Origin of the sequence: Sphingopyxis sp. Geo48 (assembly GCF_949769155.1) — a bacterium.
In the GTDB taxonomy this organism is placed as follows: domain Bacteria; phylum Pseudomonadota; class Alphaproteobacteria; order Sphingomonadales; family Sphingomonadaceae; genus Sphingopyxis.
Genome location: NZ_CATKPA010000001.1, coordinates 147,878 through 174,583 on the forward strand (window position 1 = coordinate 147,878; position 26,706 = coordinate 174,583).

Annotated in this window: 25 protein-coding genes; 16 read left to right on the forward strand and 9 right to left on the reverse strand. The window is 65.9% G+C overall.

Annotated elements, in window-relative coordinates:
• Window positions 1–34: 34 nt before the first annotated feature.
• From QOL79_RS00780 to QOL79_RS00790, 3 genes are all read left to right on the forward strand, one after another.
• On the forward strand, window positions 35–781 hold the full coding sequence (locus QOL79_RS00780) for a peptidylprolyl isomerase (protein ID WP_058455629.1): 747 nt from the start codon (window positions 35–37) through the stop codon (window positions 779–781).
• 24 nt (window positions 782–805) lie between these two features.
• Entirely contained in the window at window positions 806–1,861 is a 1,056-nt protein-coding gene (gene queA / locus QOL79_RS00785) for a tRNA preQ1(34) S-adenosylmethionine ribosyltransferase-isomerase QueA (protein ID WP_058455630.1), read from the forward strand.
• A 163-nt stretch (window positions 1,862–2,024) separates the two neighbouring features.
• Window positions 2,025–2,627, forward strand: coding sequence for a PEPxxWA-CTERM sorting domain-containing protein (locus tag QOL79_RS00790; RefSeq protein WP_283418302.1), 603 nt, complete (start codon window positions 2,025–2,027; stop codon window positions 2,625–2,627).
• 112 nt (window positions 2,628–2,739) lie between these two features.
• Here QOL79_RS00790 and QOL79_RS00795 read toward each other — a convergent pair whose 3' ends face one another.
• On the reverse strand, window positions 2,740–3,861 hold the full coding sequence (locus tag QOL79_RS00795; RefSeq protein WP_283418303.1) for a YfiM family lipoprotein: 1,122 nt from the start codon (window positions 3,859–3,861) through the stop codon (window positions 2,740–2,742).
• Between the two features lie 417 nt (window positions 3,862–4,278).
• Here QOL79_RS00795 and QOL79_RS00800 point away from each other — a divergent pair, with 417 nt between their 5' ends.
• From QOL79_RS00800 to tgt, 3 genes are read left to right on the forward strand one after another with little or no spacing between them, the layout of a single operon-like run.
• Complete coding sequence (locus QOL79_RS00800) at window positions 4,279–6,480, forward strand: EAL domain-containing protein (protein WP_282946147.1); 2,202 nt, start codon at window positions 4,279–4,281, stop codon at window positions 6,478–6,480.
• 58 nt (window positions 6,481–6,538) lie between these two features.
• On the forward strand, window positions 6,539–7,027 hold the full coding sequence (locus tag QOL79_RS00805; protein WP_283418304.1) for a hemerythrin domain-containing protein: 489 nt from the start codon (window positions 6,539–6,541) through the stop codon (window positions 7,025–7,027).
• A gap of 44 nt (window positions 7,028–7,071) precedes the next feature.
• Window positions 7,072–8,196, forward strand: coding sequence for a tRNA guanosine(34) transglycosylase Tgt (gene tgt / locus QOL79_RS00810; RefSeq protein ID WP_283418305.1), 1,125 nt, complete (start codon window positions 7,072–7,074; stop codon window positions 8,194–8,196).
• On the opposite strand, the gene QOL79_RS00815 is transcribed toward tgt, so the two are convergent.
• Window positions 8,197–8,367: a NepR family anti-sigma factor gene (locus QOL79_RS00815; protein ID WP_156416445.1), complete on the reverse strand. Its 171-nt coding sequence runs from the start codon at window positions 8,365–8,367 to the stop codon at window positions 8,197–8,199.
• A 196-nt stretch (window positions 8,368–8,563) separates the two neighbouring features.
• Here QOL79_RS00815 and QOL79_RS00820 point away from each other — a divergent pair, with 196 nt between their 5' ends.
• The 8 genes from QOL79_RS00820 to QOL79_RS00855 all read left to right on the forward strand — a co-directional run bounded on the left by QOL79_RS00820 (window position 8,564) and on the right by QOL79_RS00855 (window position 16,576).
• Window positions 8,564–9,355 (forward strand): response regulator, encoded by a 792-nt coding sequence (locus QOL79_RS00820; protein ID WP_204992467.1) that lies wholly within the window; start codon window positions 8,564–8,566, stop codon window positions 9,353–9,355.
• 85 nt (window positions 9,356–9,440) lie between these two features.
• A complete protein-coding gene (locus tag QOL79_RS00825; RefSeq protein ID WP_283418306.1) occupies window positions 9,441–12,149 on the forward strand; it encodes a bifunctional [glutamine synthetase] adenylyltransferase/[glutamine synthetase]-adenylyl-L-tyrosine phosphorylase in 2,709 nt (902 codons plus the stop codon).
• The gene (bcp, locus tag QOL79_RS00830; protein WP_283418307.1) at window positions 12,146–12,610 is read left to right on the forward strand and encodes a thioredoxin-dependent thiol peroxidase; all 465 of its coding nucleotides are present in this window, start codon (window positions 12,146–12,148) and stop codon (window positions 12,608–12,610) included. Before QOL79_RS00825 ends, bcp begins: the two co-directional genes overlap by 4 nt.
• Complete coding sequence (locus QOL79_RS00835; protein WP_283418308.1) at window positions 12,610–13,401, forward strand: ferritin-like domain-containing protein; 792 nt, start codon at window positions 12,610–12,612, stop codon at window positions 13,399–13,401. The genes bcp and QOL79_RS00835 overlap by 1 nt, the downstream gene beginning before the upstream one ends.
• 174 nt (window positions 13,402–13,575) lie before the next feature.
• Window positions 13,576–14,220, forward strand: coding sequence for a M23 family metallopeptidase (locus tag QOL79_RS00840; protein WP_283418309.1), 645 nt, complete (start codon window positions 13,576–13,578; stop codon window positions 14,218–14,220).
• Window positions 14,221–14,310: 90 nt separating this feature from the next.
• Entirely contained in the window at window positions 14,311–14,652 is a 342-nt protein-coding gene (gene erpA, locus QOL79_RS00845) for an iron-sulfur cluster insertion protein ErpA (protein ID WP_058455641.1), read from the forward strand.
• A 161-nt stretch (window positions 14,653–14,813) separates the two neighbouring features.
• Window positions 14,814–15,587, forward strand: a complete 774-nt coding sequence (gene xth, locus QOL79_RS00850; RefSeq protein WP_283418310.1) for an exodeoxyribonuclease III — start codon at window positions 14,814–14,816, stop codon at window positions 15,585–15,587.
• A complete protein-coding gene (locus QOL79_RS00855; RefSeq protein WP_283418311.1) occupies window positions 15,584–16,576 on the forward strand; it encodes a cyclic nucleotide-binding domain-containing protein in 993 nt (330 codons plus the stop codon). Before xth ends, QOL79_RS00855 begins: the two co-directional genes overlap by 4 nt.
• Here the strand turns inward: QOL79_RS00855 and QOL79_RS00860 are convergent.
• The 4 genes from QOL79_RS00860 to QOL79_RS00875 form a co-directional block, all read right to left on the reverse strand.
• On the reverse strand, window positions 16,573–17,499 hold the full coding sequence (locus QOL79_RS00860) for a class II glutamine amidotransferase (protein ID WP_283418312.1): 927 nt from the start codon (window positions 17,497–17,499) through the stop codon (window positions 16,573–16,575). The genes QOL79_RS00855 and QOL79_RS00860 overlap by 4 nt on opposite strands.
• A 53-nt stretch (window positions 17,500–17,552) precedes the next feature.
• Window positions 17,553–18,674 (reverse strand): DUF1501 domain-containing protein, encoded by a 1,122-nt coding sequence (locus tag QOL79_RS00865; RefSeq protein WP_283418313.1) that lies wholly within the window; start codon window positions 18,672–18,674, stop codon window positions 17,553–17,555.
• A gap of 3 nt (window positions 18,675–18,677) precedes the next feature.
• A complete protein-coding gene (locus QOL79_RS00870; protein WP_283418314.1) occupies window positions 18,678–20,108 on the reverse strand; it encodes a DUF1800 domain-containing protein in 1,431 nt (476 codons plus the stop codon).
• Between the two features lie 63 nt (window positions 20,109–20,171).
• Window positions 20,172–21,338: an N-acetyltransferase gene (locus tag QOL79_RS00875; protein WP_283418315.1), complete on the reverse strand. Its 1,167-nt coding sequence runs from the start codon at window positions 21,336–21,338 to the stop codon at window positions 20,172–20,174.
• A 126-nt stretch (window positions 21,339–21,464) separates the two neighbouring features.
• Between QOL79_RS00875 and QOL79_RS00880 the strand changes: the two genes are divergently transcribed.
• Window positions 21,465–22,553 carry a fatty acid desaturase family protein gene (locus QOL79_RS00880; RefSeq protein WP_231729015.1) on the forward strand — a complete coding sequence of 363 codons (1,089 nt, stop codon included), beginning with the start codon at window positions 21,465–21,467 and terminating at the stop codon, window positions 22,551–22,553.
• A gap of 570 nt (window positions 22,554–23,123) precedes the next feature.
• Here QOL79_RS00880 and QOL79_RS00885 read toward each other — a convergent pair.
• Complete coding sequence (locus QOL79_RS00885; RefSeq protein ID WP_058455649.1) at window positions 23,124–23,399, reverse strand: hypothetical protein; 276 nt, start codon at window positions 23,397–23,399, stop codon at window positions 23,124–23,126.
• Window positions 23,400–23,523: 124 nt separating this feature from the next.
• Between QOL79_RS00885 and QOL79_RS00890 the strand changes: the two genes are divergently transcribed.
• Window positions 23,524–24,696, forward strand: a complete 1,173-nt coding sequence (locus tag QOL79_RS00890; RefSeq protein ID WP_283418316.1) for a DUF481 domain-containing protein — start codon at window positions 23,524–23,526, stop codon at window positions 24,694–24,696.
• Here QOL79_RS00890 and QOL79_RS00895 read toward each other — a convergent pair.
• The gene (locus QOL79_RS00895) at window positions 24,693–25,154 is read right to left on the reverse strand and encodes a VOC family protein (protein ID WP_283418317.1); all 462 of its coding nucleotides are present in this window, start codon (window positions 25,152–25,154) and stop codon (window positions 24,693–24,695) included. The genes QOL79_RS00890 and QOL79_RS00895 overlap by 4 nt on opposite strands.
• Window positions 25,151–26,695, reverse strand: a complete 1,545-nt coding sequence (locus tag QOL79_RS00900; RefSeq protein WP_283418318.1) for a M20/M25/M40 family metallo-hydrolase — start codon at window positions 26,693–26,695, stop codon at window positions 25,151–25,153. Before QOL79_RS00900 ends, QOL79_RS00895 begins: the two co-directional genes overlap by 4 nt.
• Window positions 26,696–26,706 lie beyond the last annotated feature (11 nt).

Here is a 26,706-nt window from a genome sequence, read left to right on the forward strand (position 1 = left end):
GTAGAGCAGTTTTTCGAATAAAGGCCGATACAGAATGAAATCCATCTTCCGCCCTCTGGTCCTGACGGCAATGGCGTTCGCGCTCGCAGCCCCGCTCGCGGCGCAGGAAGAACCGGCGTCGTCTCCCGCGCCTGCGGCGACCGAAACCCCGGCGCCGCCTGCGGCCGACGCTCCGGCGGCCCAAGCGCCCGCCGCCGCGCCCGCGATGACCCCCGAGCAATATATGGGCAACCCCGAATATATGCTCGACATCGACCTTTCGACGGGCGGCCGGGTGGTGATCCAGCTCTATCCGAACGCAGCGCCGAACCACGTCGAGCGCGTCAAACAGCTCGCGCGTCAGGGCTTTTATGACGGGGTCAAGTTCCACCGCGTGATCGACGGCTTTATGGCGCAGACGGGCGACCCGACCGCCACCGGGCAGGGCGGATCGTCGCTTCCCGATCTCAAGGCCGAGTTCAACGACGTCCCGCACATGCGCGGCACGGTGTCGATGGCGCGCGCCGAAAGTCCCGACAGCGCGAACAGCCAGTTCTTCATCATGCTGCAGCCGCGCTTCAGCCTTGATCACCGTTACACCGCCTTCGGGCGCGTCGTGTCGGGGATGCAATATGTCGACGCGATCCAGAAGGGCGAGCCGCCCGCGGTGATGTCGCGCATGGTGCAGGTGTCGGTGGCCGCCGACAACAAGCCGATGCCGCCGGCGTCGGCGCTGGTCGAGGCGCAGCCTGCGCCCGCCGAAGTCACCGTCGACCAGCTCAACGCCCCGCTGCGACAGTAAGCGCGGGACCGCGCGCCAAAAGCCATGCGCGTCGACGCCTTCGATTTCGACCTTCCGCCCGAACGCATCGCGCTCCGGCCCGCGCGCCCGCGCGATGCCGCGCGGATGCTCCTCGTGCAGGGCGATGCGATGTCCGATGCGGGCGTCCGCGACCTGCCGTTGCTGCTGCGCGCGGGCGACTGCCTGGTGTTCAACGACACGCGCGTGATCCCCGCGCAGCTCGAGGGACGACGGGGCGCTCGTGGGGAGGAGGGCGCGCCGGGGGCGAAAATCGGCGCGACGCTGCACAAGCGGATCGACCTTCGTCGCTGGCAGGCATTCGTGCGCAACGCGAAGCGGCTCCGCGTCGGTGACACCGTCGATTTTGGTGCGGGCGTCGCGGCGCTGGCCGAGGACCGGCTCGCCGACGGCAGCTTCATCCTCGCTTTCGGCGGCGACGAGCCCGTCGAGCTATTGCTCGAACGCGCGGGCACGATGCCGCTGCCGCCCTATATCGCGGGCAAGCGCCCGACCGACGCCGACGACCGCAGCGATTACCAGACGATATTCGCACGCGAGGACGGCGCAGTCGCCGCTCCGACTGCGGCGCTCCACTTCACCCCCGAGCTGCTCGCGGCGCTGGAGGCAGCGGGAATCTTGACGGAGACGCTGACGCTTCACGTCGGCGCGGGGACATTCCTGCCGGTCAAGGCCGACGACACCGACGACCATGTGATGCACGCCGAATGGGGGCGGATCGACGCCGCGACCGCCGAGCGGCTGAATGCCGTGCGTGCGCGCGGCGGGCGGGTGATCGCGGTTGGCACGACCAGCCTCCGCCTCCTTGAAAGCGCGGCGCACGATACCGGCGAAATCGCGCCGTTCGAGGGCGATACCGCGATCTTCATCACCCCCGGCTATCGATTCAAGGCGATCGACGGGTTGATGACCAATTTCCACCTGCCGAAATCGACCTTGTTCATGCTGGTCAGCGCGCTGATGGGGCTGGATGTGATGCAGGCCGCCTATGCGCACGCGATCGATAGCGGCTATCGCTTCTACAGCTATGGCGATGCGAGTTTGCTACTACCGCAGCGATAATATGGATCGCCCGCCTCTGGTGCAGGGCTGTGCGGTATCGATGCGGTCGTCCTTGCCCTCCGGTCCTGTCTCGATATGGGACAATAAAAGACTAACGCGATCTCAACGATTTGCTAAGGATGGCAAATTGTTCCTGCAAGGGAATCGCTTAGGGGGTATTTCGATGAAGTTCGCATCGACCGCACTGTCGTCAGCAGCGCTCGCGATTGCGGCCTTGGCCGCTTCGCCGGTTCAGGCCGCGACGATCGTCAACCTGAACGGCGTGACCAACGCCTCGCTCAACGGATCGAACGGCGTTACGCTCAATCTTGCCGCCGGTACCTACAGCCTGTCCTTCGTCAAGGATGCGTACACAGCGTTTACCCGCTTCAGCGCGCCGACCGGATGCGATGGCGCCGGTATGAACTGCAGTCAGGGCTGGGAAAACAGCGCGCGCTACATCATCGGTGGCACCACCTATCTCTTCGGTGACGGCGCCGCATCCGGCGGGATTGGTCCGCTCGGCGTTGGCGACGGCTATTACAGCAGCGAAGCGCTGTCGTTCGCCAACTCGGGTGGCTATCTCGACAGCTTCACGCTGAACAGCGCGGGCGCGGTGACCTTCTACCTCTACGACGATTTCCTCGGCGACAATTCGGGCGGCGTATCGCTGTCGGTCGCCGCCGTGCCCGAGCCGGCAACCTGGCTGATGATGTTCGTCGGCATCGGGGCGATCGGCGGCTTCATGCGCCGGAAGCGCGTTACGGCAACCGTTCGTTACGCCTGATGCGATCGATGCACCGTACGGCCGACCGGCCGTTGCATGCTTCGGGCGAGTTGGAACGATAGCCCGGTTGGCCCAAGCCGGAACGACGCGTCGTTTGTTGGCGAAGCGTATTTCACCGCGGGAAGGATTTGGCCAATTCTTCGTCAATTTGGCGGACTTTTTCGAGAAACCGGGCATCTCGGATCGTGCCATATTTCTGCACGAAAACGCTTTCGGGTAGGCCCTCTTCCAGTGTCATCAGCGTTGGCGGCAGGATTGCGTCCTGATCGATCCGCGACATCCTGATAGCCATCGATGGCGCGCGCTCCGTATCGGTCGCGGTTTGTGCCATCAAAAAGCCCGATCGATCCGCCGCGATGTCGATGAAGGAAAATCCGCTCGGATCGCCCTCGGCAAATTCCGACTGTTTCGAGACGCTGTCGGCGAGTTCTTTCCATTCGCCCATTGCCTGGCTGAATTGGGCTCCACTTGTGGCCGCGAGCGCTGCCGACAACGTCCAATGTTTCGCTAGATCGAAGCGGTCATGGAGCTTGAGGGCGACAGGCTCGCTCCGGCAGTCCTTGATATCCTCGTCCGACAAGCCGATGAGGTCGCCCACCCGTGGGGACACAGCGAACATCGCAAGCGCGACAAAACCGGCCCGATTGGAGGAGGCGGTTGCCGCGCCGGCTGTCTGCGCGGGATAGGTTCTGCGTACCGCTTCAGCCAGCTCGTCGGTCGGTTTCAACGATTGCAACACGGTCAGCCGGCAATAGGTGGCGAGCACGGCCTTTGCGTCGATACGGCCCCGACCATCCCCGAACTGATCGACGATACCCGTCTTGGGCGGCACCTGCACCAGCGCTACCGCATCTGAGCCCTCGATCACGAAACGCCGGACCAATCTGTCGAGAGGAGGAATGTCCGCGCCGCGCAGATTGACCACGCTGCGAATGCCCTCGAGAATTAGGCGGCTGATCCTCGCGGGGAACGAAACCGATCCGACGGTAAGATAGACTTTGGGGAAGCCATTTTTGCTTCCGTGACCGACGATTCCGACGTTAAGCCACCGGCCAAAGGGGAGCTTATGGCTGCCCGTGACGTTGATCCGGTCGCCGTCGATTTCGATCAGCAGGCGGTCTGGCTTAAACGCATCGCTTGCCAAAGCCCCCGCGGCCGCCAGCTGCCGGGAGGTCAAGCGTACTATTTGGGGTTCATCGGCGTCCGGGATGGCATTGTTGCGCAGCTGGTTCACGGCAATCTTGACAGCACTCGCCTGCTCGGCATCCGGCGGGGCGGGCTGCTCAACCAGCGGAGCGGGATCGGTAAGCAGGAAAGCGGCGCCCGCTAAGGTCAGCGGGATTACCGATGACCATATCCAAATCCAGCGCTTCCGGCGCGGCTTGTCCGGTCTTGCTGATGCTTGGCGCTTGGAAATCTCGGGTGCTTTCTCTTGCCTGGCCCTAAGTCATGGATCAAAGAATTGCAACGGCGGCGAAGGATGTGGCGCTCGGCGGTGCGCCAGGCGATCACGTCGGCGGGCGACGACAGGCCGGTTGCCGTTTCCCCGAATGGTACAGTTTTGAACCGCGTCGGCCGAACACTTAACATTATCGCAAGGCATTGCGGGCATTGCGAACCGCTGACTTATGGGAACGTCAAGGTTTCATTGATGGACAATCCATCGCGGATCAGTTCGGACGGCCAGGACCAGGACTCGACCGAAGAAAGCGGACGCGGCTTTTTCGGCAAGCTTGGCTCGCGCATGGCGCGTCCGCGCGGCGAGGCGCCGGCTGTCCCGTCGGGTCTGGACACGCGCGAAGCCCGTCTGCTGCTCCAGAATTATGAGGAAAGCGGCCGCGGCTGGTTCTGGTCGACCGACGCGAAGGGCCGCATCACCTATATCACCGATGCCGTCGCGCGGCTGATGGGACGCACCGGGACCGGCCTGCTCGGGACGCCTTTCACCGACCTGTTCCTTCCCGTCGACAGCCATGGCGAACGCCAGCGCACCCTGCCGTTTCTGATGACCAAACAGTCGAAGTTCGACGAGCTGCCGCTACGCAGCGCGTTCGAGGGCGACGATCGCTGGTGGGCGATCTCGGGTCGGCCCTATTTCGACCAAGGCGGCGACATGGCCGGCTATCGCGGCAGCGGCACCGATATCACCGCGCAGCGCCGTTCGGCCGAGGATGCCTCGCGCCTCGCCCTTTACGACTCGCTGACCGGGCTTGCGAACCGGTTCAATATCTCGAAAAAGCTCGACACGACGCTTGCCGCCTTTTCGCAGCAGCAGCGCAGCTGCGCGATCATGCTGCTCGATCTCGACCGCTTCAAGCAGGTCAACGACACGCTGGGGCATCCCGCCGGCGATGCGCTGCTCAAGCAGGTCGCCGAACGGCTGCTGAAGATCGTCGGCGACAAGGAAATGGTCAGCCGGCTTGGCGGCGACGAGTTCCAGATCATCCTCCCCGACGTCGAGGATCGCGGCAAGCTCGGAGACATGGCTGCCGACATCATCGGCAGCCTGTCGCAGCCCTATTCGGTCGAGGGCAGCCGCTGCATCATCGGGGCGTCGGTGGGCGTCGCGATCGCGCCCTTCGACGGACAGACCAGTGACGATCTCGTCCGTAACGCCGACCTCGCGCTCTATGCCGCGAAGGGCAATGGCCGTGGACGCTTCCGCTTCTATTCGAGCGACCTGCATCAGGCCGCCGAGGATCGCCGCGCGCTCGAGGAGGATCTGCGCGATGCGCTTGCGCGCGGCGAGATGGAGCTGACATACCAGCCTGTCGTCCAGGCGAAAACGAACCTGGTCACCGGCGTCGAGGCGCTGATTCGCTGGACGCACCCGGAGCGTGGCCTCATTTCACCCTCGGTGTTCGTGCCGATCGCCGAGGAAACCAATCTGATCTGGCCACTCGGCGAATGGGTGCTGCGCAAGGCGTGCGAGGATGCCGCCCGCTGGCCCGGCGACCTTCGCGTCGCGGTCAACGTATCGCCGATTCAGTTCGCCAACGAGGATCTGCCGAAGGTCGTCGCGAGCGCGCTTGGCGCGGCGGGGCTGTCGCCCGACCGGCTTGAACTCGAGATTACCGAGAATGTGTTCCTGAGCGACTCGGCTGAGACCGCGCGGATGTTCAAGGCGCTGAAGGACCTTGGCGTTCGTCTCGCCCTCGACGATTTCGGGACCGGCTATTCGTCGCTCGGCTATCTCCAGTCGGCGCCGTTCGACAAGATCAAGATCGACCAGAGCTTCGTGCGTGGGGCCACCGTGCCGGGGTCGCGCAACGGCGCGATCATCGCGGCGATCGTCGCGCTCGCCGAAGCGCTCGACATGGAAACGACCGCCGAGGGCATCGAATCGCATGACCAGCTCGACCTGATTCGCAATCTCCATGTCAGCCATGTGCAGGGCTATATCTACAGCAAGCCCGTAGGCAACGACGAGCTCGTCGACCATGCCGAGGCAGGATCGTGGATGATCAAGCCATCGGGACCGGCAAAGCAGCGCAACGACCGCTTCCAGATGTTCCGCAAGGTCGGCGCTATCCACGGCAATCACCGTTACAATGTCGTGATCCGAAACCTGTCGGCGACTGGGGCCTTCATCGAGGGGATATTGGACGTGCCCACGGGCACGCGCTTCGTCATCGATTTCGGCGAAGGCCAGCTCGTCACCGCGACGGTGCGCCGGTCGATGAAGCACCAGCAGGGCATCGAGTTCGAACAGACGATGGTGAGCGACGGCAACGGGGGACTGTGCACGCGCCATCGCGTGTCGCCCTATCTGATCGCTGCGGCGACGCAGCAGACGCCGGGCCAACTCGCCCTGCCGACCTTTACGACGACCAGCGACTGGAAGGCCGCCTGATGCGGGAACCAGAGGCGGCGCGATCCGTTTCCTGTCCGATCCAAGCAAAGGAGACGACATGGCAGAGACCCAGATCTTCGCGCGGCTGAAAGCCGATCACGACCGGCACCGCGACCTTCTCGACCGCATCGACCAGACGCACGGCGACAGCGACGACCGCCGCACCTTGTTCGAGAGCTTCCGCGTCGAGGTGACCGCGCACGCGGCATCGGAGGAGATGTCGCTCTACGCGACGATGCTCGCCAGACCCGACCTTCGCGACGAAGCGCAGCACAGCGTTGCCGAGCATAAGGAGATCGAGGATTTCCTGACCGAGCTCTATGAAATGGATTTCGCCTCGACCGGCTGGCTCACGCGCTTCCGGACGATGAAGGAGCGCTACCTCCACCACATCGACGAGGAGGAGGAAGAGATGTTCCCCGAGGCCGAGAAGGGCCTTTCGCAAACCAAGAAGAAGGAACTCGCCGCGATCTTCGAAAAGGAGAAGCCGAAAGAAAAGGCGAAAGCCGCCGAGGAAAAGCCGTCGAGCGAGGAAGAACGCGCTTAAGCGCGTCCCTCGACTTTTGGCGCGCGCCGTCATAGGCGCGCGCCATGACCGACAGATTCGCTTTTCAGGTCGCCGCGACCGACGGCGCCGCGCGCACGGGTGTCATCCGGATGCAGCGCGGCGAAATCCGTACCCCCGTCTTCATGCCCGTCGGGACCGCGGCGACGGTTAAGGCGATGCGCCCCGTCGAGGTTCGGGCAACCGGCGCCGACATCATCCTCGGTAACACCTATCATCTCATGCTGCGTCCGGGTGCAGAACGCATGGCGCGGCTCGGCGGCTTGCATGACTTCATGGGCTGGGACCGCCCGATTCTGACCGACAGCGGCGGCTATCAGGTGATGAGCCTGTCGGCGCTGACCAGGCAGAGTGAGGAAGGCGTGTCGTTCAAGAGCCACCTCGACGGCTCGCGGCACATGCTGACCCCCGAACGCTCGATGGAAATCCAGCGACTGCTTGGAAGCGACATCGTGATGGCGTTCGACGAATGCCCCCCGAACGGTGTCGATGCGAAGCGCGCCGCCGCGAGCATGGAGCGCTCGATGCGCTGGGCGGCGCGTAGCCGTGCGGGGTTCGACGCCGGCGAGGAACATGCGTCGCGCTCGGCGCTCTTCGGCATCCAGCAAGGGTCGCTCGACGAGACATTGCGCGCGCGCTCCGCCGAGGCGCTGATCGACATCGGCTTCGACGGCTATGCGATCGGCGGACTTGCTGTGGGCGAGGGGCAGGAGGCGATGTTCGGCGTGCTCGACTATGCGCCGGGCCAGCTTCCCGCCGACAAACCGCGCTATCTGATGGGCGTGGGCAAGCCCGACGACCTGGTCGGCGCCGTCGCGCGCGGGGTCGACATGTTCGATTGCGTGCTGCCGACGCGCTCGGGTCGCAACGGGCAGGCCTTCACCTGGGACGGCCCGGTCAACATCCGCAACGCGAAACATGCCGAGGATATGGGGCCGCTCGACGGGTCGTGCGATTGCCCTGTCTGCACAACCTGGTCGCGCGCCTATCTCCACCATCTCGTGCGCGCGGGCGAGATGCTCGGCGCGATGCTGATGACGCAGCACAATCTTCACTTCTATCAGGCGTTGATGCAGCGGATGCGCGATGCGATCGCGGCGGGCAGTTTCGCTGCCTTCCAGTCGGACTTCGCCGGCCGCTACCGGAAATGATCAGTCGAGCTTGTTGAGCAAGTCGAGCAAAGATTGTGGAATCGTCTCGTCGACCGCCGACTCATAGGCCCTGCGCAGGGCGATATTGACGTCCTGCACCTTTCCGGGGAGTTTCTTCTCGGCGTCCTTTCCGGCCGGCTTTTCGGGCGGCGATCCGGTTTTAGACGTCATCTTGTTGCCATCCGCTCGACATGGGTGCCTGTGCTAACCGCGCATAAACCAAAGCGCAATGTGCCTTTGTTGCTTTGCTGGGAAACTAATTTACGGCTAAATCGTTCCCATACGGTGAAAACATGCCGGCCGACGGCAGGATTCTCGGCGCCCATGCAGGGAATCTGCGGTTTTCGGCTGGAGCAGGAGGCTATAAATGTCATTGGGTCAAGCGATCGCGCCCTATCTTCCCTATCTGCGGCGCTATGGCCGGGCGATTTCGGGAAGCCAGCAGAGCGGCGATGCCTTGGTCGCCGGACTGCTCGAAACGCTGGTGGCAAACCCCGGCGCGGTCGACCCTTCCGGCGATCTCCGAATCCAGCTGTACCGGATGGTGCATGATAATTTCGGATTGATGGCCGGACAGTCGGCCGCGGATGAAAATGCCCCCGCCGAAGTGGCGATTGCCGACGCGCGGCTCCGCCGCATCCCGTCGCTGGCACGGCAGGCGCTGCTGCTCACTGCGGTCGAGGGCTTCAACTCGGAAGAAACCGGCCGCATCATCGGCCGCGATACCGCCTCGGTCGACGAGCTGATCGCGCAAGCGACCGACGAGATCGACCGCCAGACACGCGCGCGTATCCTTATCATCGAGGACGAGCCGATCATCGCAATGGACATCGAAATGATCGTCCGTGATCTCGGCCACGACGTTGTCGCGGTCGCGACCACCCATGCCGAGGCGGTCGCCGAGGCGCAGAAGCACCAGCCGGGCCTCGTCCTCGCCGACATCCAGCTCGCCGACAACAGCTCGGGGATCGAGGCGGTGCAGGAGATCCTGCAGGACGTGAAGCTGCCGGTCATTTTCATCACCGCATTCCCCGAGCGGTTGCTGACCGGCGACCGCCCCGAACCGGCCTTCCTGCTCACCAAGCCGTACCAGCCCGCGACCTTGCGCGCCGCGATCTCGCAGGTGCTGTTTTTCGACGAGAGTACCGTTCCGGCCTGAATTCTTCGCCCTTGTGAACGGCGAAGTCGCGTACCAACGAGGTTGGGGTTGATACGTCGCCGGGCGCAGGCAATACCCTCGCTTGATGATTGCTTCGGATGCTTCCGCGCGCCGGTCGGCGCTCGATCGACTGACGGCGAATGCGCCGTTCCTCGCCCGGCTTGCGGAGCTCAATCCCGACGATGTGACGCGCTTCCTTGGCGAGGGAGCCGACGCGGCGCTCGCGGAGGTCGCACCGCCGCCCGTCGACGACGACATCATGCGCACGCTTCGCCAGTGGCGTGGGCGGATGGCGTTGCTGCTCGCGCTCGGCGACCTGTCGGGCGAGCATGATGTCGGGCTCACGACGCGGCTCCTGTCGGACTTCGCCGACACCGCGTGCGACATCGCGCTCGCCGCCGCTTTCGCCGAGCGCGTGCCTGACGAGGAGCCGCGCGGGATCGCGGTGATCGCGCTCGGCAAGCTCGGCAGCCACGAGCTCAACTATTCGTCGGACATCGACCCGATCCTGATCTTCGACCCCGAGACCATGCCGCGCCGCGCGCGCGACGATCCGGGCGAAGCGGCGGTGCGGATCGCGCGGCGGATGGTCGAAATATTGTCGGCGCGCACCGCCGACGGCCACGTGCTGCGTGTCGACCTGCGGCTCCGCCCGCATCCCGAAGTGACGCCGATCGTGCTTCCCGAGAGCGCTGCGATCTCCTATTATGAGTCACAGGCGCTGGCGTGGGAGCAGGCGGCGTTCATCCGCTCGCGCGCCTCGGCGGGCGACCGGGCGCTCGGCAACCGCTTCCTCGCCGCGATCCAACCCTTCATCTGGCGCCGCAGCCTCGATTTCCGGCAACTCAAGGAAATCGGCGCGATGAGCGATCGCATCCGCGACCATTTCTCGCAAGGCCAGGCCTTCGGCCCCGGCTATGATCTGAAGCGTGGGCGCGGCGGTATTCGCGAGATCGAGTTTTTCGCGCAGGTCCACCAGCTCATCTACGGCGGCCGCGATCCGTCGCTGCGCTTGCCCGCGACGGTCGATGCGCTCGCCGCACTCGCCAAGGCGGGGCGTGTCGACGCCGACGTCGCCGAACGGCTGACCGGTCATTATGCGCTGCTCCGCCGGATCGAGCATCGGTTGCAGATGATCGAGGACCAGCAGACGCAGTGCCTGCCGGTACAGCCCGCCGCGCTCGACGGGGTCGCGCGGCTCGACGGCGAGGCCGACGGCGCGGCGCTGCTCGCCACCCTCCAGCCCGTCGTGACCGACGTGGGCGCCTGTTACGACCGGCTCGTCGCCGAACGTGCGGCGACGAGCGGCCTGCCGCGCGATGAGGGCGAACTGGCGGGCGCGCTGATGGCGGCAGGCTTCGACCCGCCCGACGCTGCGCTCCGCACGATTTCCGAATGGCGCGGAGGCAAGCTGCGCGCGCTGCGCAGCGCGGCGGCGCTCGAGGCGCTCGAGACCGCGCTTCCCGAACTGGTGAAGACGCTCGGCGCCGCTCCCGATCCCGACGCCGCGCTGCTCCGCTTCGACAAGCTCGTCGGCGGCCTGCCGAGTGCGATCGGCTTTTTCCACCTGCTCGCCGCGCAGCCCGCGCTGGCGAAGATTGCGACGCGCATCCTGTGGCTCGCTCCGGCGCTCGCGGACGCGCTAGGCGCGCGGGTCGAACTGATCGAAGGTCTGATCGACAAACGTGCGTTCGAGGCGCCCGCGACCAAGGCCGAACTGCTCGCCGAATGGGCGCCCGGGCTCGCGGGGCTCGATTACGAACGCCTGCTCGACCGCGTCCGCGACCGGGTCGGTGAGCGGCGCTTCGCCTACGGTGTGCAGATCATTGCGGGCTCGACCGATCCGCTTGCCATTGCGTGCGGCTATTCCGAACTCGCCGAGGCGGCTCTACAGGTGCTTGCCGATGCCACGGTCACCGAATTCGTCGCCGCGCACGGCCGCGTCCCCGACAGCGAGCTCGTCGTGCTTGCGCTCGGACGGCTCGGGGGCAGGGCGCTGACGCACGCATCGGACCTCGACCTCATCTATCTCTTTACGGGCGATCATCTCGCCGAATCCGACGGGCCGCGCCCGCTCGGCGCGACGACCTATTACAACCGGCTTGCGCAGCGCGTGACCGGCGCAATGTCGGTGCCGACCGCTGCAGGCAAGCTCTACGATGTCGACACGCGGCTCAGGCCGCAGGGCGCGCAGGGGCCGCTCGTCGTCACGCTCGACAGCTTCGAACGCTATCAGCGCGAGGAAGCGTGGACGTGGGAGCATATGGCGCTGCTTCGCGCGCGGCCGGTCTATGGCTCGGACCGCGCAAAGGCGGCGGTACAGCTCACCATCGACGAACTGCTTGCCGCGCCGCGCGACCGCGCGACGGTCGCGCAGGACGCCGCCGAGATGCGCGACAAGATTGCCGCACACAAACCGCCGAAAGGCCCGCTCGATATCAAGGGCGGGCCCGGCGGGCTTGTCGACCTAGAATTCGCGATGCAGGTGACGCAACTGGCTACGGGGCGGTGTCACGATCCCAACATCGGATCCGCGCTCGCCTGTCTGAGGGGCGACGGTCTCGCCCCGCCTGGGATCTGCGATGCGCACGGCCTGCTCGCGCGGATGCTCGTGATGCTGCGGCTGACCGCACCTGAGGGGGAACCCGCGACCGCCGCCGCGCGTCAACTCGTCGCAAGCGCATGCGGCGAGCCCGGCTGGCCGCAACTGCTTGCCGCGCACGATGCGGCGCGGCAGGAGATCGCGGACTGGTGGGCCTCGATTCGTCCGCCGCAGCAGGAGACGAAGCCATGACACTCGCCATCGGAGACGCCATTCCCTCGGTCACGCTGCTCGACGCCGACGGCGCGAGGATCGATCTTTCGAGACTGAAGGGCGCGCCGCTTGTCGTCTATTTCTATCCGAAGGCCGATACGCCGGGCTGCACGGTCGAGGCGCAGGACTTCACTCGCCTTGCGCCGGAATTCGCGCATCTGAACGCACAGGTGCTCGCGGTGTCGCGCGATGCGCCGGCAAAGCTCTGCAAGTTTCGCGACAAATATGGCCTGACGGTGCGCCTCGCGTCGGACGAGGATGGCGCGGTATGCGAGGCGTTCGGCACCTGGGTCGAGAAGCAGAATTACGGGCGCACCTATATGGGGATCGAACGGTCGACCTTCCTGTTCGGCGCCGACGGCAAGCTCGCGAAGGAATGGCGCAAGGTCCGCGTAAAGGGCCACGCCGAGGCCGTGCTGGAGGCCGCGAAGGCCCTTTGATGCAAACCCTCGGCAAAGCTGCGCGCGTGGTTCTGCTGACGCCGGACCCGCACAACAAGCGCCGCGCGGCGCGGGCGCTGGCACGGGCATGGCGGCGCGGCGAGCTTGCGCATCGTTGCGACGTTGCGATGCCCGACCGGCCCGCTTGGCCCGCTAGGCCCGAATTGCTCGCGCCCGGCCAGATGCCGCGCCGCCGCAAGGGCGGGTCGATACGCGGGCGGATCGCGATGCTCCACGCGCTCGCGCATATCGAATTCGTCGCGATCGATTTGGCGGTCGATCTCGTCGGACGGTTCGGCGGTGCGTTCCCGCGCGGCTTCGTCGACGACTGGATCGGGGTCGCCGCCGATGAGGCGATGCACTTTGCGTTGCTCGACCGGAGATTGCGCCAGCTCGGCAGCTTCTACGGCGAACTGTCCGCGCACGCCGGGCTTTGGGAGGCTGCGCAGGCGACGAACGACGACGTGCTGGCGCGTCTCGCGATCGTTCCGATGGTCCTCGAAGCGCGCGGGCTCGACGTCACCCCGGCGACCGTCGATCGCTTCCGAAATGCCGGCGATGCGGTCTCGGCAAAGATTTTATCGCGTATTTACAAGGATGAAATCCGCCATGTGACCGCCGGCACAGTCTGGTTTAACCAAAAGTGCGACGAAATGGGATTCAACGCCGTCGAAACGTGGCAAAGCCTCGTAAAATCGCGATTTCGTGGAATCTTGAAGCCTCCATTCAACGACTCGGCGCGCCGTGAAGCCGGTTTAACGCAAGACTACTACGCAGTTATTGCTTGGTAAGGTTTGGGCCGTCATCAACACTCGCGGGCAGGGAATTATCCCAATCCGAAGCAAAAATCCGGCACCGGCGATCCCGAAACGGGACACTGGCGACAAGGACTGCGGGGTCGATACGTGCAATACGCTCTACTGGCGCAAAAGTTTCATTCTGGCCTGATTCTCGCTGCCGCGGCAGTGACGGGGCTCACAGCTCCGGCCGCCCATGCGGCGAATGCGGGCAACGACGCGAGCATCACGGTTCCCGACGAGCCCGATGACGACGGCTTCACCGCCGGCGTTCCGACGGTCGGTGAAAACACCGAAGCGCGCGCGATATTCCAGGCGTGGAAGCGCCTCGACACCGGCCTGACCGCGAACATCGGCATTGCAGTGCCCTCGCGTCGTCCGATCGAGAAAATGTCGCTGTCGTCATCCTACGGGATGCGCGTCCACCCGGTCACCGGCAAGCTCGCGCGCCACAATGGCATCGACATCCCCGCGCCCTATGGCACCCCCATTTATGCGACCGCCGACGGCATCGTCGGTCGCGCCCAACGCCTTGGCGGCTATGGCAATTATGTCGAGGTCGAGCACGGCAACGCGATCCAGACGCGCTACGGCCATATGTCATCCTACATCGTCGCTCCCGGCCAGCAGGTGAAGAAGGGCGACATCCTCGGTTACGTCGGCTCGACCGGCCGTTCGACCGGCAACCATCTTCACTATGAAGTCCGCATCGAGGGCGAACCGGTTAATCCGATGCCCTTCTGCCAGTCGGAAACCATGGCGATCGCCGCCATCACGGGGAACAAGAAGCTCGCAATGGGCGGTCCCGAATAACTAGCTTTCCTGGGTCGGAGAGGAGGGGCGCTCTACGGCTATAGCCGGGGCGCCCTTTTCATTTGGGGTTGCGGCCCCTATCTTGCCCAAATGGACACGCAGGTTTCCGACATCGCCCTCTCGCCCGCCGCTGCGGCGCGCGTACGCTGGATCGCCGACCGCAAGGGCGAGGGCGAGGCGGCGCTCCGACTTGCGGTCGACGGCGGGGGCTGTTCGGGCTTCACCTATCGCTTCGGTCTCGCCGAAAGCATCGACGCCGACGATATCGTGACCGAGACCGACGGCGTGAAGCTGGTCGTCGATCCGGTGAGCATCGACCTGGTGCGCGGCTGTGTCGTCGACTTCGTCGACTCGCTCGGCGGATCCTCGTTCAAGGTCGAAAATCCCAACGCCGCCTCGGGTTGCGGCTGCGGGTCCAGCTTCTCGATCTAGGCACTTGCCATTTTATCGTCATGCTGAACTCGTTTCAGCATCCATGGCCAATTCTCTCGTTGAGCGCTCCGCCAAAGGAAGCGGCGGACCATGGACCCTGAAACAAGTTCAGGGTGACGAAGGGACTGTGATCGGCGCCCTCTTCCTGCCATAGCGGGGGCATGAAAGTCGCGACCTTCAACATCAATGGAATCAAGGCGCGCCTGCCGCGCCTCGTCGAATGGCTCAAGGAAACGCAGCCCGACGTCGCCTGCCTGCAGGAACTGAAGTCGAGCGACGAGACGATGCCGACCAAGGAGATCGAGGCGGCGGGCTATGGCTTCCTCTATCATGGGCAAAAGGGCTTCAACGGGGTCGCGATCCTCGCCAAGGACGAACAGCCGGTCGAAATCCAGCGCGGACTCCAAGGCGAAGCCGAGGACGAGCAGTCGCGCTACCTCGAGGCCGATGTCCGGGGCGTCCGCGTCGGCTGCATCTATCTGCCCAACGGCAATCCGCAGCCGGGGCCGAAATTCGATTACAAGCTGCGCTGGATGGCGCGGCTGCGCGAGCGGGCGAAGGCGTTGCTTGCCGCGGAAATTCCGACGATCCTGACCGGCGACTATAATGTCATCCCGCACGACGACGACGTCTGGGATCCGCACGGGCCGATGGCCGACGATGCGCTGATGCAGCCCGAATCGCGCGACGCTTTCTTCCGCATTCTGGGCGACGGCTGGACCGACGCGGTGCGCAGCCGGCATCCGGCGGGCGGGGTCTGGACCTTCTGGGATTATCAGGCCGGGGCGTGGCAGCGCGACCATGGTTTTCGCATCGACCATCTGCTGCTCAGCCCCGCGATGGCCGACCGGCTCGTCGATGCCGGGGTCGACAAGGACCATCGCGGCCGCGAAAAGGCGAGCGACCACGCGCCGACCTGGGCGGTCTTTGCATGAGCCTGCTGTCCGCCGCGAAGCTGGCGGACGCGCCGCTCTTCGCGGGACTGGCCGAGGCTGAGCGCATCGAACTCGCGGACGCCTTTGTTCCGCGCCATTTCGCCGATGGCGAGGCGATCCTGATCCAAAACGAACGCGCCGAAGGGCTGTTCCTGGTCGACGCGGGGCAGGTCGATATCGGCAAGCGGCTGCCCGGCGGCGGCCTTGCCCTGCTCGCCAAGGTGGGGCCGGGCGAGGTGATAGGGGACATGGCGCTGATCGGGCGCGACCTCAAACGCTCGGCAATGGGGATTGCGCGCGGGCCGGTCGCGACCTGGTATCTGCCCGCCGACCAGTTTCGCGCCGCGCTGTCGCAGCTTCGCGCTGCCTCGCTGCAATTGCAGGCGGAACTCGGGCGGCTCGTCGCCAGCCGCGTCGTTGCCAAGGCGGCGGATATCGCGGGCCTGCTTGCCGACGGCCCCGAGGCCTTCACCCCGCGCCCGCAACGTGTGCTCGCGCCGGTTGTCGAGGAGGCCTTCACCCCCGAGCCTTTCCTTGCGAAGTTGCCCTGCTGCGCGGCGATGACCCACGCGCAGCGGCTCGCCTTCTGGGGCGCGGGCGAGCGGATCGACGTTGCCGCCGACACCGACCTCGCGCTCGTTGGCGGCGCTTCGGATCGGATCTGGCTCGTTGTTCGCGGTGCGGTGCGCAGTGCGCTGCCGCACGGGACGGGTATCTATCAACTCACCGTCACCGGCCCCGGCCAGCTCGTCGGCATCGCCGCGCTGCTGGTCGATGGCGCGCACGACCGGCTGCTGCGCACCAGCGAACAGGCGACCCTGCTCGCCTTCGACCGCGCGACCTTCACCGAGATGCTGGACACGGGCGATGCGCTCAGCCGGGAGCTCGGCGCGTCGGTCAACGCCGATCTCGTCACTGCGCTCGATGCGCTCGATCAGGTCGAGGCGCGCATTCTCGCAATGCGTCGCGGCCACGCCGTCGCGGCCTAACGCGCGAGTGGTATCACCCTGAATTTCGGAAGATTCCCGTCCATCTCTGCATGAACCATCGCATATTCGGGAACCGGCATCCATGTCGCGCTGTTCGACGACAGCGGCTCCGACGCGACGATTATCGCGCGCGGTTCCTCCTCGCCGCCGACCATCTGCCACTCGCCGTCGTGGAGGCCATAGTCGCGTCCGGTCGTGAACCACATCGACAGGAAATTCATGTTCGCCTCGTGCAGCTGGTCGGGCGATCCGGTGCGATAATGGCCGAAGTCGAAACAATGGCGGAGGCCCAGTATCTGCCGCCCCGTCGTGATGAACAGGTTGCAGCTCGACGAGATCGCGATGCCATGGCGCCGCCGCGCCGCCTCGATCAGGTCGACCGTCTTCTGCACGGCGGCGACCAGTTCGTCGCGGCTCGGCTCGACGCGCCAGTCCGGGAGCTGCGACAGCAGCAGCGCATAGATCCATTCGCTGTCGGTCGATCCCGAAATCTGCGCGAGCAGTTCGGGGTCGATATCGGCCATCAGCGTCCCTTTCATCTCGCCGATGCGGTATATGTCGCCGTTGTGCGCCATCGCGACGGCCGCGCCCGGGAAATGAAAGGGATGGGTGTTCTGTTCGCTGACCTTGACCGTCGTCGAATAGGCAACGCCGCGAACATGCGCGATCACGCATTCGGCGCGCGTCTTGACCGCCAACGACTTGAGGTTGCCGTCGAACACCGGCAGCGACGGTGATCGATAGCGGTGCGGCTGGTCGGGCAGGAAGCTGCCGCTGTCCCACGCCATCATCCCGAACCCCGCGAGATTCAGCATGTGCAGCATTTTGGGCATATAGGCCTGGTTGACGAGGCTGCTGTCGGGCTTGAAGAGCAGGTCGTCGAGCTGCACCGGCTCGCCAAGATACATCATCGCGCGGCACATGACCCGTCCCCACCTACTGGTTCGGGGCCAGCCTAGACACGACGCAGAGCGCGTCAAGCGTCCGGGTAGAGCGTTTTTCCGACCCGCGCCGGATCCAGATCATAATGATGCGCGATCGCGCCCGCGACGACGCGTTCGAGGCTGCGTGTCGGCTTGAGGTCGCGGCCTTCGTAGCGGGCCGGTATGGCCAGCCCCGGCCAGTCCGCGGATACCCTGCCGCCCTCAGCCAGTCCGCCGCCGAAGAACATCGCGGTCGACGCGGTGCCGTGATCGGTGCCGCCGGTGCCGTTGACCTCGACCGTGCGGCCGAATTCGGTCGCGACGATGACCAGCGTGTCGGCCCATGCCGGGCCGAGTCCGGTCTGAAGCGCACCAACGAGCTGATCGAGCCCGCGAAGCTGTGCGGCGAGGCGCCCGCGCTGCGCGCTGTGCGTGTCCCAGCCGCCGGTCTCGACCATCATCACCCGCGCGCCGTCGGCGGGAAGCATCAGCGAGGCGGCGAGTTTGCCGAGTTCGGCGCCGTTGCGGCCGTTGTTGCCGCCGATGTCGCTCGCCAGTTCCTGCGTCTTGACCGCGCTGTCCCACAACGGGCGTAGTAGCGCGTCGCCCTCATACATTGCGGTCAGCCGCGCGATCAGGTCGGCGTCGGCCTGCGGCAGGCGGCTCGGCGCATAGGTGCCGACCGGCACCGTGCCGCGCAGCGCGAGCGGCACGGCAGGCGCGATTGCGATCGCATCGCGCTCGGCGGCGGGGAGCAGGGTGAGCAGGCGCCCGACCCAGCCGTCGTCGCGCTCATATGGGCGCGACCCGCCTCCTTCTAGAACATTCTGCCCGTCGAAATGCGAGCGGTCGCGATAGGCGGTGGCGACGGCGTGCGCGAAATGCGCCTGCTTCGCGGCGAAGAGCGAAGCGCCGGTCACGAGCGCAGGGTGCAGCGTGAACAGACCGTCGAGCTTCGCGCCGCCGCCAGTTTCATCGGCGAGCGCGCGCCGCGCGGCGGCGAAGGCGGGGTCGCCCGTTGGCGCGACGACCGCCAGTCCGTCGGCCGCGCCGCGCTGGATCACAAAGACAAGACGTCGGGGCGTGCCTGCGGCGGCATAGGCGAAGCGCGGCATCGCGCCCGCAGCGGCGACGGTGATGCCCGACAGGATGATGGAACGACGCGAGAGGATCATCGTCTATCTCCGTAGGAAGACGGGGCTGGCGAACAGCATCGCGAGCGCCTGTCCGGGGCTGTCGGCGCGCGCGATCGCCTGTTCGATATCGGCGGTCATCGCGTCCGCGAGGATCAGGCGCGCGAGCTTGCGCGCATCGACGCGGTCGCCGATACGCCCGGCGATCCGGCTGGCGATTTCGACGCGCTGCATCAGCGCTGCCGACCCCGCCCAGGTCGCGACGAGGTCGTCATAGCCCGCGGGCGATCCCGGGCGCCACAGCGGCTGGCCGAGCTGGGTGAAGATCGCGGGCACATTCTGTTTCTCGCCGATCGCGGGCAGTTTCAGCGCGCGCATCGTCGACACCGCCCAGTCCCAAGGCGACTTGAACATCGTCGGCGCGCCTGCCCATGGCTCGGGCGAAGCGATCAGCGCGCGGTAAAGCGAGGGCAGGTCGCCGCCGGTCTGGCGGAAATCGGCCGTCAGTCGCTCGACGAGCGCGGGGGGTGGGGTGTCGTCGGTGAAGTGGCGCGCGAGCTTGGTCGCGATATGCGCTGCGGTCGCCGGGTGGACCGCAAGGTCGCGGAGCACCGCCTCGCCTTGCCGTGCACCGGGCTGATCGTACCGCTTGCCGAGGATCGTCTGTGCGCCGGGTTCGTGGAGTTGTGCGATGAACACCGTGTCACCGGGCCGCGCGTCGGCGGGCATCAGGCGTTGCCCGGCGCCCTTGCCGAGGCCCGCGACAGTCAGCCCGGTCAGCGCCTTGGCAAAGGCCGTGACGTCGGCCTGCGTATAGCCGGTGCGGACACCCAGCGTGTGCAACTCCAGTATTTCGCGCGCCAGATTCTCGTTGAGGCCGAGTTTCGCCTGCTTCTGGCGGCGCCGGACACGTTGCGCGACGGGGCTGTCGGGGCCGAAGCTCTGCGCCTGATCGAGATAGAGCAGCATGGCGGGGTGGCGCACCGCCGCGATCAGCAGGTCGGCGAATTTGCCCATGATGTTCGGGCGGATCGCCTCGAACTCATGATTGCCCGCAAAGCCGATCATCGTGATCTTGTCGGCCGACACCGCGAAATGATTGGCCCAGAAATGTGTCAGCCGTTCGGGGAAAGGGGTCGGCGTCGCGACGGCATTCGCCAGCCGCGCGCCCGCCGCATCGACATAGTGCCGGCGGATTTCGGACCGCGACAGGCGACGGAGTTCAGGGTCCATGCCCTTTTCCTCCTCGCTCATCGGCATATCGGCGGCCTCCCGCCGCATTGCCTGCCGATCCTCCCGATAGCCCAAATAGGCGGCGGCAATCGCCGCGCGGCCGGGGAGCGCCGCGATCGCGGCGGGGGCAGGATCGAAAGCGCCGAGCTGGCGCGTCAGCCACTGCTGCGGATCGCCGATCGCGGGATCATCCCAGCGGCGTCCGAGGCCGAAACGATTGGCGGCAAGATACTGCGTCGACATGACATGCCTCTTCCGAACCGGAAACGCACAATGCCGGCTATTTGTCGCAAAGCTGTGCCAGCGTCAGAGCATCTTGTCGTAAAGCTGGTACACGCGGTTGCGCCGCGCGTTGATCGCGTCGGCCACCGCGACCATCCCCTGATTGTCGTCGAGGACCCAGCCGATATCTCCCTGGGTCGCGCCATAGTTGGCGACGCCGTCGCGGCGGATATATTCGATCATCATGAAGGCGAGGGTGCTCGCCATGCGACTGTTCTGCAATTTCTTTACCACGCCCATCAGCGGTACGCGGAGCCGCTTGCTCCTGGGCTTCCGCAGCCACCAGAGCAGCCTGGCCCAGTTGAAGGGCAGCAGCGATCCGTCCATCTCGATCAGCAATTCGTTGATGTTCGGCAGCACGATCATGAAGGCGACCGGCTCGCCGTCGACTTCGGCGACGCGGATCAGATCCTCGAAGACGATGTCCTTCAACTTCTTGCCGACATAGGCGATCTCGCTGTCGGTCAGCGGCACGAAACCCCAATTGTCCGACCATGCGTCGTTGAGGATGCCCATGATCAGCTTCGCCTCGGCGTCGAATTTCTTCTTGTCGACGCGGCGGAGGCGGATGCGCTCGTTCTTTTCGCCGGCGGCGACGATGCGGTTCACCAGCGGCGGGAAGCCGTCGACGATCTCGACGCCATAGTTGAAGAGCTGCTTGACCGGCCGGTACCCTTCGCCTTCGATCCAGCCCTGGTAGAGCGCGCTGTTGTGGCCGAGCATGATCGCCGGCGGCGTGTCGAACCCCTCGATCAGCAGGCCGGGTTCGTCCCAGACCGAAATCGACAACGGCCCCAGAGCGCGCGTCATGCCCTGACCGCGCAGCCAGTCCTCGGCCTTGGCGATCAGCGCATGCGCCACCTCGGCGTCCTCGGCCTCGAGCAGGCCCCAGTTGCCTGTGCCGGGCCCCATGCCCTGTTCGGCGGGCTGCGCGAGCGCGAGTTCGTCGATATGGGCCGAGATGCGCCCGACAGTGCGCTCGCCGCGCCGCGCGACGAAGAGCTGCGCCTTGCCGTGCTCGAACCACGGATTCTTGCCCGGCGTCAGCAGGCCGTAAACCTCGCCCTTCAGCGGCGGTACCCACGCCGGGTCGCCGCGATTGAGGCGATAGGCAAGCTCGACGAACTCGCGCCGGTCGGCTTTGGTCTTGACGGGGTGGAGGGTGATGGGGCCTTCGTTGTGGGCGCTCATACTGGTTTCCTGGGGATGCGATCCTATATGCGTGGCGACGCATTAGGGCATTGCGGTGGCGCTGGCGACCCGCATTCGGCCATTTTGCTGCCACGAAATCATGATGAAGACGCGGACATGTTAGCAATGAACACCCTTGTCGACCGCCTGTCGAGCGAACCGGCGGTCAAGGCCCCCAAGTCGGCAATCCCCGACGACATGGCGATGATCCGCGCGGCGTCGGAGTTGACGCGCGACCTCGTGACGCCCAGCGCGCGCGTCTATTGGACCGATTTCCTCACCTCGGCCGTCGTCGGCTATGCCGGCGTCGCGGTGGCGATCCTCGCGCCCTCGACGGGCTGGATGCTGGTCGCGAGCCTCGTCGCGGTGCTCGCCCTCTACCGCGCGGGCAGCTTCATCCATGAGCTGACGCATATCCGGAAGAATGCGCTGCCCGGCTTTCGCTTCGTCTGGAACCTGCTCGTCGGGGTGCCGCTGCTGATCCCGTCCTTCATGTACGAGGGCATCCATAGCCTGCACCACAACCGCACCAAATATGGCACGGTCGAGGATCCCGAATATCTGCCGCTCGCCCTGATGAAGCCGTGGACGGTGCCGCTGTTCGTCGTCGCGGCAGCCTTTGCGCCTCTGGCGCTGCTGTTCCGTTACGCGGTACTGACCCCGCTATCCTTCCTGATCCCGCCGCTGCGCAAGCTGGTGCGCGAGCGCTATTCGGGGATGATCATCAACCCGATGTTCCGCCGCAAGGCGCCCGAGGGCGAATTCCGCCGCCAATGGGCGTGGCAGGAGGGCGGCGCCTGGGCGTGGTCGACCCTGCTCGTCGCGGCGGGCGTGTTCGGCTGGGTTCCGCTGCGCGCGCTCGTCATTTTCGGCGCGATCGCGGCCGCGACGCTGGTGCTCAACCAGATCCGCACGCTGGTTGCGCATCTCTGGGAAAATGACGGCGAGGAACTGACCGTGACCGCGCAGTTCCTCGACAGCGTCAACGTCCCGCCGCCGGGGCTGCTGCCCGAGCTTTGGGCGCCGGTGGGCCTGCGCTATCACGCGCTGCACCACCTGCTGCCGGGCGTGCCCTATCACGCGCTGCCCGAGGCGCACCGCCGCCTGAAGGAGGCGCTCCCGGCGGATTCGCAATATCATGGCGCGAATTACTGCAGCCTGCCGAAGCTGGTGATCAATCTGGTTGCCGGGTCGGCGAAGGGTGCTGCGGCCTGATCTTTCGGCGGGCATTGGCTTCGGCGTGGAAAGCCGTCCTGCCGCTCTGGTCATCGCGCCCTGGATTTTCAAAGTTCAGGAAAGTTCAGCCTATTGCGTCCCTCGTTCTGGAGATGGAGGGTTGCCGGACGCATCGCGCCCGCCGCGCCCGCAAGCCGAACCGGGACCGCTCTTATCCGTCAGATGGAACAGCCGGGTGAAGGCTGACACAGCGGGATAATGTAGGAAAGGCCTATTTGAGGGCGGTGTCTGCTTTGGGGTGGGGAGCGGACGTATCAACAGCGTCGCCCCCGCGCAGGCGGGGGCCGCTAGCCGTCTATTCCTGCGCGGCCGCGTAAACCGACAGCGGCCCCCGCCTGCGCGGGGGCGACGGCTCATTTCGGTCGTTTGCTGTCATTCGTCATCCCGGACTTGATCCGGGATCCACCGCAGCGCTGAAGTCATGGACCCCGGATCAAGTCCGGGGTGACGATGAAGGGTAGGTCCGCAACCGGTCGAAACCGGTCATCGCTCCCGATCGGACGCGAATGCGAGCTCTCGCCCGTCCCAAGTCATTCCCCCCGGGCGGCGTCAGCGCGGCCGGTGCATGATCCAGCTGAATGCCATCGCGTTGAAGATGGTGTAGAGGCCATAGAGCAAGAGCCCGGTGAACCAGTTGCGCGAAGCGATCGCCATCGCGCCGACGAGCACCAGGAATTCGAAGACATAAGTGATGTTCGGCCCGACCTTGTCGGCGAGCGGGCGGACCATCTGCTGGATCAGCGGGTCGTCGCTTTCCATGAAGGCGCGGTGCATCGCGAAATTGCCGATGCCGGCCCCGAAAATGGCAATGATCGCGATCCACATGAAAGGGAGATGGGGCAGGCGGGGTGGAATTGCCAGCCTCTTTCAGCGTATAGATGGGCCGGATGCCGCTCCACGAGGCCGCTCCGCGATCGAACGAACCCCAACCCCGAAGAAGGACGATTCGATGACCGCTCTCCCCCGCTTCGCGGCTCTCGGCCTGCTCGCGATCGCCGTCCCGTCGGCGCACGCATCTTCCGATCCGGCGCAGCCCAACCCGGCGCTGGTCGATCCGGTGCTGGCGAATCCGGTTCCCGAGTCCATCGTCGTGCTGCCGCCCCCGCCGTTATCGGAAGCGGTCCGCGCGATGATCAACGCCGCGATCGCGAGCGGCGAGGACGCCGATGTCGAAACGGTGGTCAAGGTCGCGAAACTCGCCAATCCCGACCATGTCGCGGAGATCGACGCGCTGCTCGTGCGCTATCGGAGCCAGTATCCGCCGGTCGCGCCGGCCGATCCGGTCGGCGATCTGCTCGCCGCCGCGATCGCGAGCGGCAAGGATGCCGATGTCGAGGCGGTCGGCGCGCTGGCAAAGGCGACCAATCCCGATCTGGCGACAGAGATCGAGGCGCGGCTCGTCGCCTACCGCGCCGAACGGCAGCGACTGAAGGACGAGGCGGCCGCGGCGGCGCGCGAGAAGCTGGCGAGGGCCAAATTCTATGAGAATTGGAAGGGCGAGGGGCAGATCGGCGCGACGCTGAGCAGCGGCAACACCGATTCGACCGGGCTCAGCGCCGGGGTCGCGCTGACGCGGCAGGGGATCGACTGGAATCACAAGTTCCGCGCGCAGGCCGATTATCAGCGCACCAACGGCCAGACCTCGGTCGAGCGTTTCGTCGTCGAGGTCGAACCGCAGTACAAGGTGAGCGAGCGCGCCTTTGCCTATAGCCTCGGCCGCTGGGAGCAGGACCGTATCCTCGGCTATGACACGCGCTGGAACCTGTCGGGCGGCGTCGGTTACAAGGTCGTCGATCGCGAGGGGCTGTCCCTGAGCGTGAAGGGCGGGCCCGCATGGCGGCAGACCGATTTCACCGGCGGCCGCCACGACAGCGAAATCACCGGGCTCGCCGGGGTCGATTTCGGATGGCAATTGTCGCCCGCGCTGCGGCTGACGCAGGTCGCCTCGACGATCGTCGGCGAAAGCAAGACCGCGACCAGCTCGCTGACCGCGCTCAACGCCAAGCTCACCGGCGCCTTGTCGGCGCGCATCGCCTATTCAGCGGAGATCGATTCGAACCCGCCGCCCGGCGTCGAGAATGTCGACACGCTGACGCGGCTGACGCTGGTGTACGGATTCTAGCTGCCGTCGAACGCGTCGGCGCCGCCGATTTCCTCGCCATCGATAAGCAGGCCCGCGCCGGGAACATGGTTGAATTCGATGCGGATGCCGTCGGGATCCTCGATCAGGACCGAATAATAGCCCGGCGCCCACGGCTCCTCCTGCGGCGCATGGACGATATGCACGTCGCCGCGGCTTGCCAGAACGGCGTGGACCGCATCGACCGCCGCGCGGTCGCGCATCCGGAAGCAGGCGTGGTGCAGCCCCGGCGCGCCCTGATCGAAGCGTTTGCCCGCATTTTCGGGGCTGGGGGTGCGGATCCCGATCGCGGTGCGGCCGCCGACGCCATAGAGCATATAGTCGCTGTCGAGCACGAGCTTCAGGCCCAGATAGCCGATCATGTCGCGCCAGAAGGCGGTCGAGCGCGCGAAGTCGCCCGCAGTCAGGATGACATGCGCGACGCCGTTCAGCCCGCTCATTTTATAGCTGCCAGCGTGTAGAGGAATTCGACGAAGCCCATCGTCGCGTCGACCATTCCCGCGACCTTCGGGTTGGTCGAATCGATCAGATAATATTCGTTCGGCGCGTGCGCGCCCGAGCCATGGCCGATGCCAAAGTGCGCAGCGGGGATCGACACCGGCGGGGCGGTGAAGGTCGCGCCGGGCCAGCTGCCCGCGAGCCGCGCGTTGATATTCGCCTTGACGCCGAGCGCCTTGTAGGTCGCAAGCTCGGTGCGGACGAGGCGGCTGTCCTCGGCGACCTCGGTCGGGTCGTAGCCGCCCGAGACGTTCATTTCGACATCGGCGAAGCCATGTTTGTCGAGATGCGCGCGGAGCTTCTTCTCGGCCTCGGCGCGCGTCTGGTTCGGGACGAGGCGGAGGTCGAGCTTGGCGACCGCCTTGCCGGGCAGGATCGTCTTGCCGCCGGGGCCGGTATAGCCCGCGACGAGCCCCTCGATATTGACCGTCGGTTCCTGCGCGAGGCGGATCAGCGCGTCGTCATATTTGAGGTTGTCGATCCAGACGTTGACGCCGAGCGCGGCCTTGTCGGCGGCCTCGTCGGCGCCCTTCGCGGCTTCGCGGATCAGCGTCTTTTCGCGGTCGGTCAGCGGACGGACATTCTCGAACCAGCCCTCGATCGCCGGGGTGTTGCCGTCGGGGGTCACGAGCGTCTGGAGCGCCTGCACCAGCCGCCAGGCGGGCGAGTCGATCATCGCCTTCAGGCTGGAGTGGACATCGCCCTTCGGCCCGCGACCCCATTTCGCGCCGCTTGCGATCAGTTCGAGTTCGATGATCCCCTTCGACCCCAGATTGACGTCGACCGCGCCGGTCTTGTCCTGCGAGGCGAAGGGGATGAAAATGCCGTCGCATTTCTTGAGCGCGGCGAGGACGTTGGGCTTCGTCGCGACCTGGCGGAAGTGCGGCGAACCGATCTCCTCCTCGCCCTCGCAGACGAGGACGATATTGACCGGCAGTTTCGCCTTGGCGGCGCGGATCGCGTGGAGCGCGGCGAGGAAGGTCGCCTCGGGACCCTTCTGGTTCACCGCGCCGCGGCCGACGATCGACAGGCCGAATCCGGGCTTGTCGATCATCCTGCCTTCGAGCGGCGGCGACGACCATTCGGCGGGATCGAACTGCTTGACGTCGTACATGAAATAGATGCCGAGCGTGCGTTTCGCGCCGGCGTCGATCGTCCCGAAGACGCCGGGATGGCCGTCGGTCGGGATGATCTCGACATTGGTGAAGCCCGCATCCTTCGCGAGTTCGGCCATATAGGCCGCGCCCTCGGGCATATTGCGGTTCTCGGCAGCGATCGAGGGGAGGGCGATCCAGTCGCGCAGCCGCTTGAGCGAGGCCTCCTTGCCCGCCTCGGCGGCCTTGCGGATCGCGGCGCTCTGGCTGCTCGCGGCGAGGGCGGGAAGTGGACTCATCGCCATCGCACCGGCGCCGAGCATGGCCGCGCCGCGCAGCAGGCCGCGGCGTTCGAGCAACATCCGGATCGCCTGATCGTCATCGTGCATCGTCAGTCCCT